Genomic DNA, 13,687 nt, shown 5'->3' with positions numbered 1-13,687 from the left:
CGTCAACCATAGGTGACGGTGATCCACGCGCGGACAGGTCCTGGTCAAGGCTACCTACCCATGGGTAACATCGCGGCCATGAGCGCAGACCAGATGTCGATCGGCGAGATGCTCGCCGCCACGGTTCCGATGGCCCGGACCCTGAACCTCGAGTTCCGGGAGACCTCCCCGGACAGGGCCGTGGTGGCCCTGCCCGACCAGAGCGACTACCACAACCACGTCGGCGGACCGCACGCCGGCGCCATGTTCACGCTGGGCGAGTCCGCGAGCGGCGCGATCGTCCTCGCCGCGTTCGGCGCGGAGCTCTCGCGGGCGGTCCCGCTCGCCGTGAGCGCCGAGATCGCGTACAAGAAGCTGGCCATGGGCCCCGTCACGGCGACGGCCACCCTCGGCCGCCCGGCCGCCGACGTGATCGCCGAACTCGACGCGGGCGAGCGCCCCGAGTTCCCGGTCACGATCGAGATCCGCCGCGAGGACGGCGCGGTCACCGGCGAGATGACGGTGGTGTGGACACTGCGCCCCAACAACCCCAGCTGACCGGTCACATAGTCTCGGCCACCGCCGCCACCCGCTCCCCGTCGTGATCCCGCAACAGCACGCGCAGCGCGTCGCACGCCGGGGTGTGGTGCTTGGCCCGGAGCCCGGTCCGGGCGCGTGACGCCGCCCACTGCTCGTCGTCGTGCGCGCTCCGGGCCAGCCAGTACAGCCCCGGCCTCCCCTCGACCGGGCGACGCAGCTGTGTCTGCATCGCGGGCCAACGCGCCGCGATCTCGGCGAGGACGACGAGGTGGAGGGCCTGTTCCACGGAGAGCTGATCGGTTCCGCGGGCCTTGTGGCCGCTGACCCGCAGATAGAACTGCCAGATCGTCAGGAGCCGCTTGGCCTCCCGGATCGAGATGTCCGGGTGGTCGTTCAGGCGTTGCTCGATGAGCGTACGGATCTCCGGGTTCGTCTCCAGTGCGCGGGCCCTGGCCTCGGCCTCCGGGTCGTATTGGATGCGCGGAGTCCCGGCCTCTCCCATGCCCATGGCCATCTCCGGGGTGACAACCGTGGATGGTGCGGGACGCGGGTTGGTGGTGCCGCTCTCGGGGGCGGCCGCCGGGGGCTGCCGGGTGGTGACGGCGCCCAGCAAGCCGGTCAGGACCGTGGTGATGCCGGTGTCCGTGATGGGCGGCAGCGGTACCGGAAGCTGGATGAGCTTGCGCAGGAACGTCCAGCCCCAGCTGGGGTCCCCGTTGCCCGGCTTGGCCTTGTCGGGTGTGAGGTCCTGGTAGGCGCGGTCGAGATGGGCGGCGACGACGGTCGTGTCGAGTCCGATCACGAACCGGCACCGGGGGTGATCCCGGGGCTTCTCGGGCGGCTTGGAGCCGTGGATGGCCCCGGACAGGAAGAGGTTGATTGCCTCGAACACGTCGGCGGTCGCGCGGGGCGAGCAACGGTCGAGGTCGTCGATGAACATGATGAGTTCGTGGCCACGGTCCCGCAGGTCCGCCAACAGCTCGCGGATGTCGTGCTGTACGAGGTAGAGGTAGCCGGACCGTGCGTTGTAGTACGGGTCCCGTAGCGCGGTGTCGACGCTTCCGGTACTGGGGGCCAGCGGACCGCTGAGGACCGGTCCGTCGAAGAGCTCGCCGGGCAGGAACGCCCGGGCACGGCCCATGACCAGGCGGCCCAGCGTGTGCAGCACGCCTATCAGGAGGAGCGCCCCCGGGAGCAGCAGAGCGAGGCTCGGAGCAGTGAGCTCGGCGCCCCGGATCCGGTAGATCTGGTCCGCCTTGACCAGTTGGGCCAGCAAGGGGACCAGGAGCGCGAAGACGGCGACGCGCAGCAGGGGTGACGCCAGGTTGCGCCACAGTGTCCGCTTCAGGCGCCGTCGGTCGAGCCGCAGGCCGTTGCGGAGCAGCCAGTATTCCTCGCGGGACTTGTCGTCGCTGCCCAGGCAGGGCTGCGCGGCCTCGACGATCGACCGGGTGAGGCCCGCCCAGATCTGCTCGCTCGACTGGTGGGCCCAGGGGTTGAAGTGGGCGATCACGGGTGTGGCAGCCTTCGCCTCTTGGCCACCCCCTGAGCTGCCCGGCACCGCACCGAAGCGGGGGGAGAGCCTGCGGTGCGCGGCCCAGGCGGACAGGTGGGCCGGTGCGGGCCATTTCCGCGAGGCGCGGGAGGTCTCAGGGCGTGGGAGCTGCTCCTGCCGACGGCCCAACTCCAGCTCGATGAGCCGCATCATGGTCGTCTTGCCCGAGCCCCACGGGCCCTCCAGCGCGACGACGGTCGGCCCGCTCGTGTCACTGCCCGCCACGGACGGATCCTGCGGATCATCGGGCGTCGCAAGGAGGTCGGTGACGGCGGCGACGACGGCCGCTCTGTCCAGCAGGTCGGCTTCGGCGGCACGGTCCCCGAAACCTCGGATGCGGATGGAGCCTTCGGTGTCGGGGCCGGGATCGGCCCCCGGTTCGTTCCTGCGCGCGGCCAGGAGATCGCGTACGCCTTGGGCGGCTTCAGTGGTGTCCGGGAATGCGTTCAGGAGCGTGGTCAGGGCCGCCGCGTGCAGCTGGAGTACGGAACCCGAGCCCGCACCGTCGATGTCGTCGATGCCGTCGGGGAGGCTCGTGGGAACGGTGACGGCGTCCCAGTCCTTGTCCGCGGACCCAGGGAGCTGCCGCAGCAGCTCTGCGAAGGACCGTATCGCCGCGCTGTAGGAGGCCTCCTGAGCTGTGCGGGTCCCGTCCAGCGCCTGGAGCGGGGACACGGTGGCGCTTTCGTACACGCTCCGGACGTCGCCCCGACTGGTGCGGTGGCGAAGAGCCGGCCACCACTCGCCCAGGGACCGGGCGAGGATCAGGACACGTACCGGATGTGGGGTGGGGTCTCGTACCGCCTGCTCGATCACGGCATCGATCTGCTCCGGCCGCGTCTCTCCGTAGTCGATGACGAGCAGCACGGGCGACCGGAGGCCGGCGAGAACCCGCAACCCGTCCGCGTCCACTCCGGCGCGCAGCGACCCCGCGGCCCAGCCGCGCGCCGCCAACCGGGAGGCGAACTCGAACGCCAGCCGCGTCTTCCCCTGGCCGGCGGGGGCGACGCAGACGAAGATGCCGATGTCCGCGGCGGCGGAGGCACTCCTTCGTTCTTGTGACCACTGTTCCAACTCGGAGAGCTCGGCTTCGCGACCGTGGAACGGCACAGCGGCGACGTCCGCGAACAGGAGCGTCGAGGGTGAGCCGATCCGGCGCCGAGGCCGAGGCGGGTCCACGATGTCCACCAACTCCGCGGACTCGATCACGAACGGCACCCCGGTGCGGTCCGCGACCAGGCGCAGAAAGTCCTCGGAACGGGCCAGCAGGCTCACCCTGACCGCGATCAGCAGACCATCTGTGGTGCTGAGCGACGCCACGCCGACCAATAGATCTCCGGCGAAAACCGGTGCCCCGGACAGCCCTGACCAGCTTGTCACGACGTTCGAAGCGTCAGGGACGCGTGCGGAGTCGATACGGATGCCCCAGCTGGTCTCCGGCACATCGGCCCCAGGGTAGATCTTGCCCTTGAAATGTCTGGGTGTGCGGGCGCCCCCGGGATAGCCGGTCACGACGCACTCCACGGGCAGGCTCCCCGACAGCGTGCCCCACCGAGGCGGTGCCGCCGCCGATGGTCGTTCCGCCCCGGGTTCCCGGAGGTCGAGCAGGGCCGCGTCGACCGGGCCCGTTCCGCGCCAGACCACTCCGCAGTGATGCCGGTCGTTCGTGTCGGGCAAGCGGACCGTGTGAACCGGCTCGCCGCCCACCGCGTGCGCGGAGGCGAGAACCAGTCCACCGCCGATCAGATAACCGGTGCCGCGTGGTTCTCCCTTTTCGGACTCGACCAACACGACTCGGCTGATGTCCACGCCCATGGTCTCAGGCATACCAAACCAACCGTCAAAGGTGTGCCTGTTCAACTTATTGACACGAGTCATCGCCAGTCATAGTTTTCCCGCCGCCCCTCGTGGTGTCTAACGGCGCGTCAAGTCCGTCTGTCGCATAGTGCGTTCAAAGGGCGAACGACGACCCGCCATTGGCACGTGTACACGCTTCGCTTCGCACAGTCGTGTTCGCACAGTCGTGTTCGCGCTCCAGGCACAGAAGGAAGTGACGGCTCATGTCCCGTTCCGTGTCCCGGCGGTCGGCTCTCGGGCTGGCCGGCGGTGCGATCGCCGTGGCCGCCGCGGCAACCGCCGGTGTGGCGGTGCCCTCGCACGCGGCCGCCCGGGGAAGACAGGGTCCCGGCGCGGGCCCCCGTGTCGAGTCCCTCGTCGGCAGGCTCACCCTCGGCGAGAAGATCTCCCTGCTGCACGGCGCCACCGACCCCGGCGCCCTCGGCCAGGCGGGTTACGTTCCCGGCGTGCCGCGGCTCGGCATCCCGCCGCTGCGGCTCGCCGACGGGCCCGCGGGCGTCCGCGTCGCCGCCCGCGCCACCGCCCTCCCCGCCCCCGTCATGCTCGCCGCGGCCTTCGATCCGGCCCTCGCCCGGCGGTACGGCCAGGTCATCGGTCGCGAAGGGCGCGCCCTGAAGCAGGACGTCCTGCTGTCCCCGATGGTCAACCTCATCCGCACCCCGTACGCGGGACGCAACTTCGAGACCTTCGGCGAGGATCCGCTGCTCGCCGCCGACATGGTGTCCGCGGAGATCAAGGGAATCCAGGGCGAGGGGCTCATCGCCACCGTCAAGCACTTCGCCCTGAACAACCAGGAGAAGGACCGCATGTCCATCGACGTGCGGGTCGACGAGCGGACCATGCACGAGACGGAGCTGCGCGGGTTCGAGGCCGCGGTCGCCGCGCGCACCGGCGCCGTCATGGGCGCGTACAACAAGGTCAACGGCACCTTCGCCTGCGAGAACAGGACGCTGCTCAGCGACATCCTGCGCGAGCGATGGGGCTTCGACGGATGGGTGATGACCGACTGGTCCGCCCAGCACAGCACCGCCGCCGCCCTTGCCGCGGGGCTCGACATGGAGATGCCCGACGGCGCCCATTTCGGCGCCGCCCTGAAGAGGGCCGTCAGGAACGGCACCGTTCCCGAGCCGCACGTCGACCGCTCCGTCCGCCGCATCCTCGCCGTCATGGAACGGTTCGGTCTGCTCGACGAGAGCGCGCCGCCCCGTCCGGCGCGTGATCCGGAGGCCGGGGCGGCCGTCGCTCTCGAGGTCGCCAAGGCGGGTGCCACGCTCCTTCGCAATGCTCACGGGGCGCTGCCGCTCAAGGGGCGGGCCGCCCGCGACATCGCCGTCATCGGGCCCACCGGCCGCCACCCCTTCGTCAGTGGCGGGGGCAGCGCCCACGTCATCCCCGACCGGGCCGACAGCCCCCTCCACGCCATCAGGGCACGGGCCGGACACGGCGCCGACGTCACGTACGCCCTGGGCGAGGATCTCTATGGCAAGGCGATCCCGCGGCACGCACTCAGCCCCGGCCTCGACACCGAGGGGCAGCGGGTCGCCGCGGGCAAGGAGTGGACGTACGACGGGACGCTGACCCCGGCCGAGTCGGACGAGTGGACGCTCGTCATCCACTACTCGGGCGAGCGGCCCGAGGTGGAGCTGGACGGCGTCGAGCTGTATCCGAAGCAGCCGGGCGTCGGAGAGTTCTTCTCCGGCGGGCTCGTCTCCTCCGCCCCGGACGGGCTGAACGTGCGGCGCGTGACACTGCCCCTCACCCCCGCCGGGCACCGGCTGCGGATCAAGGCCAAGGGCGGCGACCGGGGCCAGACGTTCCGGCTGCGCCGGGTCACCGGCGCCACGCGCAGGGCGGACGTCGCCGAGGCGGTCCGGGCGGCACGCGGCGCGCACAGCGTCGTCCTCTTCGCGTACGAGGACGCCACCGAAGGCCAGGACCGCACCACCGTCGCGCTCCCCGGCCATCAGGAGGACCTGATCCGGGCGGTGACCGCCGCCAACCCCCGTACCACCGTCGTCCTCAACACCTCGTCGGCCACCTCCATGCCGTGGCTGGAGCGGACCGCCGCCGTGCTCCAGATGTACTACCCCGGGCAGGAGGGCGCGGCCGCCACCGCCGCCGTCCTCTTCGGCGACTGCGACCCCGGCGGCCGGCTCACCCAGACCTTCCCGGTGGACGACGACCACCACCCGATGGCGGGCGATCCGCTGCGCTACCCCGGGGTGGACGGCGTCGAGGAGTACTCGGAGGGCATCCTCGTCGGCCACCGCTGGTACGACGCCGAGGGGGTGCGGCCGCTCTTCCCCTTCGGACACGGACTCTCGTACACCACCTTCGAGTACCGGGATGTGTCGGTCCGTGCCGTGGGCCGGGGGCTCGACGTGACCTTCGACGTGCGCAACACCGGGCGGCGGGACGGCGTCACCGTCGCCCAGGTGTACGTCGGCCCTTCGCCCGACCTGGCGCTGGACCAGGCCCGGCGGGTGCTCGGCGGCTACGAACGGGTCGTGCTGCGCGCCGGGCAGCGGCGACGCGTGACCGTGCACGTCGACCGCAGGACCCTGTCGGCGTGGGACGTCGAACGGCACGACTGGGTCCTTGGAACCGGTCGGCGCGCCGTTCACGTGGGCACGTCGGCGGCTGAATTGCTTCTTTCCGCGCACACCGTCGTCAAGGGAGCCGGTTCATGAGAATCCGGATACGTCGCGCTGCCTCGGTCGTCGCCGTCCTGGCGGCCGCCGCGGTGGCCACGCTCGCCCCGGTCCCCGCGCAGGCCGCGGATAACACGCTGGTGCGTACCGACGCCGGCTGGGTGCGGGGTGAGACCACCCAAGAGGGGCGGCAGTTCCTCGGCATCCCCTATGCGCGGCAGCCCGTCGGAGGCCTGCGCTGGAAGGAGCCCCGTCCCGCGAAGCCCTGGGACGGGGTGCGCCGGGCGACCGCCTTCGGCAACCGGTGCGTGCAGAGCGCCAGTTGGGACCCGGGGTACGAGAACCCGAGCCACACGGAGGACTGCCTCGCCCTGAACGTGTATGCGCCGCGAGGTCACAAGGAGGGACCGCGGCCCGTGATGGTGTGGCTGCACGGCGGCGGACTCACGGCGGGCGCGGGCGAGGACATCGTGCCCGACACCTTCGCCCGCAGCACCGGCACCGTCGTCGTGACCGTCAACTACCGCCTCGGCGCCATGGGTTTCCTCGCCGCCGCGGGACTCGACGACGAGGCCTCCGACGGCGTCTCCGGCAACTACGGACTGCTCGACCAGCAGGCCGCCCTGCGCTGGGTGCGCGCCAACATCGGCCGGTTCGGGGGCGACGCGGACCGCGTCACCATCGCGGGCGAGTCCGCGGGCGGCCGCTCCGTCTGCACCCTGCTCGCCTCGCCCACCGCCCGCGGCCTGTACAGCGCGGGCATCGTGGAGAGCGGGGCGTACGGCGACTGCGCGGCCCGCGAGCGCGAGCGGGCCGTCCGCGACGGCGCCGCCTTCGCGGCGAAGGCGGGCTGCCCCGACTCCGCGACCGCCCTCGCCTGCCTGCGGAGGAAGCCCGCGAAGGACATCCTCGCCGCACAGGCCGGCTTCGACTGGGGCCCGGTCGCGGGCGGCGCCTTCCTGCCCGTGCAGCCGAAGGAGGCGTACGAGAACGGGGGCGCCGCCCGCGTGCCCGTACTCAACGGCGCCAACAGCGACGAAGGCACCCTCTTCGCCTTCGCGCGGTTCGACGGCGCGGGCGCCCCGCTCACCGCCGAGCAGTACCCCGGCGCGGTCATCGACGCGTACGGCCCCGACCTGGGCGGACGCGTCCTGAAGGCGTACCCGCTCGCGGAGCACACCTCTCCCACGCACGCGTTCGGCGCCGCCACCGGGGACCGGATGTTCGCCTGCACGGCCCTGCGCATGAACACGGCCCTGGCGCACCGCGGACCCGTCTACGCCTACGAGTTCGCCGACCGCACCTCACCGCCCTTCGCGTCGCTGCGCGAACTGGACACCGACTTCGACTTCGGCGCGACCCACGTCAACGAAGTCCAGTACCTCTTCAAGCACTTCGGTCTCGACTCGCCGCTCGACGGGGAACAGCGGGCGCTCGCCCGGCAGATGGTGCGGTACTGGGGGTCGTTCATCCGCACCGGTGTGCCGCGCGCCGACGGCGGCCCGGCCGCCCCCGACCAGCGCACCCGTCCGGGGCAGGTGCTGTCCCTGCGCACCGCCTCCGAGGGCGGCACCGGGATCAGCACCGCGGTGCACGATGCGCACCGGTGCGGCCTCTGGGACGCCGTTCCGGCGGGGTGACCCCGTCCGGGTAGGCTGCCCGGCGTGCGTGCGCGGCCGAGCAGGCGCGCACGCCGGGCACACACACTTGACACGGGAGGAACCGGCGTTGCACGTCCAGGAGTGGCTGGAGCAGGTACCGGCCGTCAGCATCTACGCGCTGGTGGGGCTCGTCATCGGCCTCGAAAGTCTGGGCATCCCGCTGCCCGGCGAGATCGTCCTCGTCTCGGCGGCGCTCCTCTCCTCCCAGCACGGTGACATCAACCCGGTGATCCTCGGGGCGTGCGCGACCGCGGGCGCCATCATCGGCGACTCCATCGGGTACGCGATCGGACGCAAGGGCGGACGGCCGCTCCTCGCCTGGCTGGAACGCAAGTTCCCCAAGCACTTCGGCGCAGCGAACGTGGCGACCGCCGAGCGTTCCTTCCAGAAGTGGGGCATGTGGGCCGTCTTCTTCGGCCGCTTCATCGCCCTCCTGCGCATCTTCGCGGGCCCGCTCGCGGGTGTCCTGCGCATGCCGTACTGGAAGTTCCTGATCGCCAACGTCCTCGGCGGCATCGTCTGGGCGGGCGGCACCACCGCCGTCATCTACTACATCGGCGTGGTCGCCGAGGACTGGCTCAAGCGGTTCTCGTACGTGGGACTCGGCATCGCCGTGCTCATCGGCGTCGGCTCGATGCTGTTCGTCAAGCGCCGGGCGAAGAAGGCGGCGGCGGAGGCCGAGGCGGCCGAGGCCGCCAGGGGCGCGGTGGTCGAGCCGCAGCCCGTGCCCGCCGCCGACTGACTCATTCCGCGGCGTGCGCGTCGCGGTGCGTCCTGGCGAGCTCGACGTACAGCGTGCCGTTCAGGGAGATGCCCTCGCGCTCCTCGTCCGTGAGCTGCCTGCGCACCTTGGCGGGCACGCCCGCGACGAGCGAGCCCGGGGGCACCTGCATGCCCTGCGGCACCAGGGCCTGCGCGGCCACCAGCGAACCGGTGCCGATCACCGCGCCGTTCAGGACGGTGGCGCCCATGCCGATCAGCGCGTCGTCCTCGACGGTGCAGCCGTGCAGGACCGCGTTGTGGCCGACCGAGACGCGCTCGCCGATCGTGAGGGGGAAGCCGGGGTCGACGTGGAGGCTGCAGTTGTCCTGGATGTTGCTGTCGGCGCCCACGACGATGGGCCCGCAGTCGGCGCGCAGCACCGCGCCGTACCAGGCGCTCGCCCCGGCCTGCAGGGTCACCTCACCGAGCACGACGGACGTCGGCGCGGTGAAGGCGTCCTGATCGATCTTGGGGTGCTTGCCGCCGATGCCGGTGATGAGTGCCTCGTGGCCCATCGGATGTCTCCCTCTTCCGTACGTCGTCACGCCTGACGGCACCGTACGGGACCCGGTGGCCGGCGCCGTCGCGTGGGGTGAAGATCACAGGCCAGGGGCCTGCGGGGGGCGGGACCACTGAGTAACGTGAGCCCGTGCCGAAGAACAGGAACACGTTCTCATCCCTCGCCGCCGGGCCCCGCAGGCTGGCGCAGCGCGCCGTCCACGCGGGCTGGGACTGGGTGCAGCGCACGGGAGCGGTGACCGCCGCGCATCCGGGGCGGCTGCGGTTCGGCGCGCTCGGCGAGGGCACGAAGCTCGCGTTCCCGCAGGGCACGGTCTTCGGGGAGCCGTGGATCCGGATCGGCGACCACTGCATCGTGGGCCAGCACGTCACGCTCACCGCGGGCATGATGCCCGACCTCGACCTCGGCCCCGACCCGATCCTGCGCATCGGCAACGGCGTCGTGCTCGGCCGGGGCAGTCACGTCATCGCGGACACGACGGTCTCCATCGGCGACGACTGCTACTTCGGTCCCTACGTGTACGTGACCTCCACCAACCACTCCTACGACGACCCGCACACACCCATCGGCAAGCAGTGGCCGCGGATGGACCCGGTGGAGATCGGGCCGGGGTGCTGGGTGGGCACGGGCGCGGTGATCCTGCCGGGGGCGCGGATCGGGCGGAACGTGGTGGTCGCCGCGGGGGCCGTGGTCCGGGGCGAGGTGCCCGACCACGCCGTGGTGGCCGGGGCGCCCGCGAGGGTCGTCCGCACCTGGGATGCCGACCAGGGGTGGCAGCCGCCGCTGCGGACGCCGGCGCCGGTGCCGATCCCGGACGGGATCACGCCGGAACAGCTCATCGCCCTGGGCGAGTTGGGCGATACCTGAGACGGGGTGGCCGCGTCAGGTCGTCGGCAGGACCGTGCACGGGAGCGCCCCGCAGTACAGTGTGTTGAACCATCCGGGATCGTCGGATGCACCACGCCGTAGTCAGTAGCGTGAACCCTGTCATCCACATATTGGACGGAATGTGTCGGACCTCGACCAGCTGACCCAGTCGCTCGCCCGCAACCTCAAGCGCTGGCGCAACGAGCGGGGCTTCACGCTCGACGCGCTCGCCGCCCGCGCGGGCGTGAGCCGCGGCATGATCATCCAGATCGAGCAGGCCAGGACCAACCCCAGCGTGGGCATCACGGTGAAGCTCGCGGACGCCCTGGGCGTCAGCATCACCACCCTCCTCGACTACGAACAGGGCTCCCACGTCCGGCTCGTGCCGCCGGAGCAGGCGGTCCGCATGTGGTCCACGGAGGCAGGCAGCAGCACGACGCTCGTCGTGGGGGCCGAGGCACGCGGGCCCTTCGAGCTGTGGTCATGGCGTCTGATGCCGGGCGAGGGCAGCGACTCCGACGCGCACCCGCCCGGCACCATCGAGCTGCTGCACGTCACGCGCGGCGAACTGACGCTCGTCGTCGACGGCATCGAGCACGCCGTCCCCGCGGGGACGGGCGCCACCTTCGAGGCCAACGTGGCGCACGGCTACCACAACAAGGGCGCCGACCCCGTCGAGATGACGATGTCGGTCTCGGTGCCGCCGGCCCACGCGGGCTCCTACTGAGCGCTCAGACCCAGCTCCGCGAGGATCGCGTCGGTGTGTTCACCCGCCTCCGGCACCGGGTCCATGCGCGGGGTCACGCCGGAGAGGATGGCCGGGGGCAGCAGGGCCTGTACGGGCTCGGCTGTGCCCGGCACGCGGATGTCCTGCCAGCGTCCGCGCTCGGTGAGCACCGGGTGGGTCAGGAACTCGTGGACCGAGTTGACCCCGGCGTTGGCGATGCCCGTACGGTCGAGGAGCTCCATCGCCGCGTCGCTGCCGAGCTCCGCGAACCGCCCGGAGATGATCGCGTCGAGCGCGTCGCGGTGGGCCACACGGTCGGACCCGGTGGCGAAGCGCGGATCGTCGGCCAGCTCGGGGCGGCCCAGGAACTCACGGCACAGAGCGACCCATTCGCGCTCGTTCTGCACCGACAGGAGGACGTCCTTGCCGTCGGACGCCGTGAACGGGCCGTACGGCGCGACCGTCGCGTGCCGCGCGCCGACGCGGGGCGGCTGGGTGCCGCCGTACCGCGTGTAATAGGCGGGCTGGCCCATCCACTCGGCGAGCGCGTCGAAGAGGGACACCTCGACGGCCGGGGCCCGCCCCGTCGTCGCCCGCGTGTACAGCGCCGACAGGATGCCGCTGTACGCGTACATCCCCCCGGCGATGTCCGCCACGGAGATCCCCGCGCGCGCCGCCTCGTCCGGTGTGCCGGTGAGCTGGAGCAGCCCGGTCTGGCACTGCAGGAGCAGGTCGTACGCCTTGCGGTCCGCCCACGGCCCGTCCGTGCCGTAGCCGCTGACGGTGCACGTGATCAGGGAGGGGTGGCGCTCCCGCAGCTCCTCGGCCCCGAACCCGAGCCGTGCGGCGGCGCCCGGGGCGAGGTTCTGCACGAACACGTCGGCGCCCGCGACCAGCGCCTCCAGGATCGCGAGGCCCCGCTCCGTCTTGAGGTCGAGGGTGATCGACTCCTTGGACCGGTTGAGCCAGACGAAGTAGCTGGCCTGGCCCCCGCACGGTCGTGTCGTACCGCCGCGCGAAGTCGCCGCCCCCGGGCCGCTCGACCTTGATGACCCTGGCGCCCAGATCGGCGAGCTGCCGGGTGGCGAAGGGCGCGGCGACGGCCTGTTCCAGACTGACGACGGTGACACCGGCGAGGGGCAGGGGAGGGGAAGGAGGCATGCGACGTTTCCTGTCCGACTGGATTTCTATTAATCCCAACGGGTGGCTCGAATTCAGATTGTCGGCGGCGGGCCACAAGAATGACGAGCCTCACGGCCGTTGGAGGTCTCGTGTCCCGCTCCACCTCGTCCCCGCAGAAGATGACCACGCTGGGCTGTGCCCTCTTCGCGACCCGGTGGCTCCAAGCCCCCCTGTACTTCGGCCTGGTGGCCGCCCAGGGCGTGTACGTCTACAAGTTCTTCAACGAGTTGTGGCACCTCATCCATCACGTCATCAGCGGGCACGCGGACGAGACGCACGTCATGCTCGCCGTCCTCAAACTCGTCGACGTGGTGATGATCGCCAATCTGCTGATCATGGTGATCGTCGGGGGGTACGAGACGTTCGTCTCACGGATCGGACTGCAGGGCCACCGGGACCAGCCCGAGTGGCTCTCGCACGTCAACTCCAACGTCCTGAAGGTCAAGCTGGCCACCGCGATCGTGGGGATCTCGTCGGTGCACCTGCTCCAGATGTTCGTCGACGTGCACCACACGCCCCGCCACGACCTGCTGTGGGGGACGGTCATCCACATGGCGTTCATCGCCTCCGCGGCGATCCTCGCCTACATGTCCGGGCCCATGGCGGCGCACGAGGCGAAGGCGCGGGCCGCGAAGGACGCTGTCAAGGACGCGGGGCCGGCCGTCGTCATCCCCGCGCAGCGGGACGGCGGGGCCGACGGCGGAGGCGGCGTCGGTGGGGCGGCGGCCGAGCTCGCCAGCGGCGCCGAGGAGCGCATCGAGGCCGCCGGGTTCCCGGCGAGGAAGGTCCTGGAGATGTTCGACGAGGGGCATCTGCGGGCGCCCGAGCCGCAGGTGATCACCCGCCTCGGGAAGGTCGACTTCGTCACCCGCAAGGCGAACGTGGTGCTGCTCGGCGGGCCGGGCACCGGCAAGACGCACCTCGCGGTCGCCCTCGGCGTGCGCGCCTGCCAGGCAGGACACCGGGTGCTGTTCGCGACCGCCGCCGAGTGGGGCACCCGGCTCGCCGAGGCGAAGGCCGCGGGACGGCTCCGCAAGGAACTGGCCCGCCTCGACGCGTACCCGGTGCTCGTCGTGGACGAGGTCGGCTACGTGCCCTTCGAGGCCGACGTCGCCCACCTCCTCTTCCAGCTCGTCTCGCACCGCTACGAACGGGGCTCGCTCATCGTCACCGGCAACCGCCCGCTGGGCCGCTGGGACGAGGTGTTCGGCGACAGCGCGACGGCGTCCGCGACGGTGGACCGCCTCGCCCACCACGCGGAGGTCGTCACCCTCGACGCGGACAGCTACCGCACGCGCCGCCTGGACCTGGACAGCACGCAGGTCATGGGGGCGGGCGGGACGGGACCCGCCACGGCGGCCTGAGCGGACGCACGACGACATCGGG

Annotated in this window: 9 protein-coding genes and 1 pseudogene; 7 read left to right on the top strand and 3 right to left on the bottom strand. The window is 71.6% G+C overall.

Annotated elements, in window-relative coordinates:
• Window positions 1-78: 78 nt before the first annotated feature.
• Complete coding sequence (locus tag DEJ49_RS04380; protein ID WP_223832723.1) at window positions 79-537, top strand: DUF4442 domain-containing protein; 459 nt, start codon at window positions 79-81, stop codon at window positions 535-537.
• Window positions 538-541: 4 nt separating this feature from the next.
• Here the strand turns inward: DEJ49_RS04380 and DEJ49_RS04375 are convergent, their stop codons facing one another.
• Window positions 542-3,394 (bottom strand): P-loop NTPase fold protein, encoded by a 2,853-nt coding sequence (locus DEJ49_RS04375; RefSeq protein ID WP_190329264.1) that lies wholly within the window; start codon window positions 3,392-3,394, stop codon window positions 542-544.
• 740 nt (window positions 3,395-4,134) lie between these two features.
• Between DEJ49_RS04375 and DEJ49_RS04370 the strand changes: the two genes are divergently transcribed.
• The 3 genes from DEJ49_RS04370 (at window position 4,135) to DEJ49_RS04360 (ending at window position 8,985) form a co-directional block, all read left to right on the top strand.
• A complete protein-coding gene (locus DEJ49_RS04370; protein WP_150182562.1) occupies window positions 4,135-6,621 on the top strand; it encodes a beta-glucosidase family protein in 2,487 nt (828 codons plus the stop codon).
• A complete protein-coding gene (locus DEJ49_RS04365; RefSeq protein WP_150182560.1) occupies window positions 6,618-8,222 on the top strand; it encodes a carboxylesterase/lipase family protein in 1,605 nt (534 codons plus the stop codon). Before DEJ49_RS04370 ends, DEJ49_RS04365 begins: the two co-directional genes overlap by 4 nt.
• 88 nt (window positions 8,223-8,310) lie before the next feature.
• Window positions 8,311-8,985 (top strand): DedA family protein, encoded by a 675-nt coding sequence (locus tag DEJ49_RS04360; RefSeq protein WP_150182558.1) that lies wholly within the window; start codon window positions 8,311-8,313, stop codon window positions 8,983-8,985.
• 1 nt (window position 8,986) lies between these two features.
• Here the strand turns inward: DEJ49_RS04360 and DEJ49_RS04355 are convergent, their stop codons facing one another.
• A complete protein-coding gene (locus tag DEJ49_RS04355; RefSeq protein ID WP_150182557.1) occupies window positions 8,987-9,520 on the bottom strand; it encodes a gamma carbonic anhydrase family protein in 534 nt (177 codons plus the stop codon).
• Window positions 9,521-9,654: 134 nt separating this feature from the next.
• On the opposite strand from DEJ49_RS04355, the gene DEJ49_RS04350 reads away from it, so the two are divergent.
• A complete protein-coding gene (locus DEJ49_RS04350) occupies window positions 9,655-10,392 on the top strand; it encodes an acyltransferase (RefSeq protein ID WP_150182555.1) in 738 nt (245 codons plus the stop codon).
• Window positions 10,393-10,534: 142 nt separating this feature from the next.
• The gene (locus tag DEJ49_RS04345; RefSeq protein WP_150182553.1) at window positions 10,535-11,119 is read left to right on the top strand and encodes a helix-turn-helix domain-containing protein; all 585 of its coding nucleotides are present in this window, start codon (window positions 10,535-10,537) and stop codon (window positions 11,117-11,119) included.
• Here DEJ49_RS04345 and DEJ49_RS04340 read toward each other — a convergent pair.
• Window positions 11,113-12,280 (bottom strand): annotated as a pseudogene (locus DEJ49_RS04340) (CaiB/BaiF CoA transferase family protein). The gene DEJ49_RS04345 and the pseudogene DEJ49_RS04340 sit on opposite strands and share 7 nt — an antisense overlap.
• A gap of 140 nt (window positions 12,281-12,420) precedes the next feature.
• Here DEJ49_RS04340 and istB point away from each other — a divergent pair.
• Window positions 12,421-13,665 carry an IS21-like element helper ATPase IstB gene (istB, locus tag DEJ49_RS04335; RefSeq protein ID WP_223833156.1) on the top strand — a complete coding sequence of 415 codons (1,245 nt, stop codon included), beginning with the start codon at window positions 12,421-12,423 and terminating at the stop codon, window positions 13,663-13,665.
• The last annotated feature ends 22 nt before the right edge of the window (window positions 13,666-13,687 follow it).

The organism is Streptomyces venezuelae (genome assembly GCF_008642335.1).
GTDB classification, from domain to species: Bacteria; Actinomycetota; Actinomycetes; order Streptomycetales; family Streptomycetaceae; genus Streptomyces; species Streptomyces venezuelae_F.
This window is presented reverse-complemented; position numbering and strand designations above follow the sequence as displayed.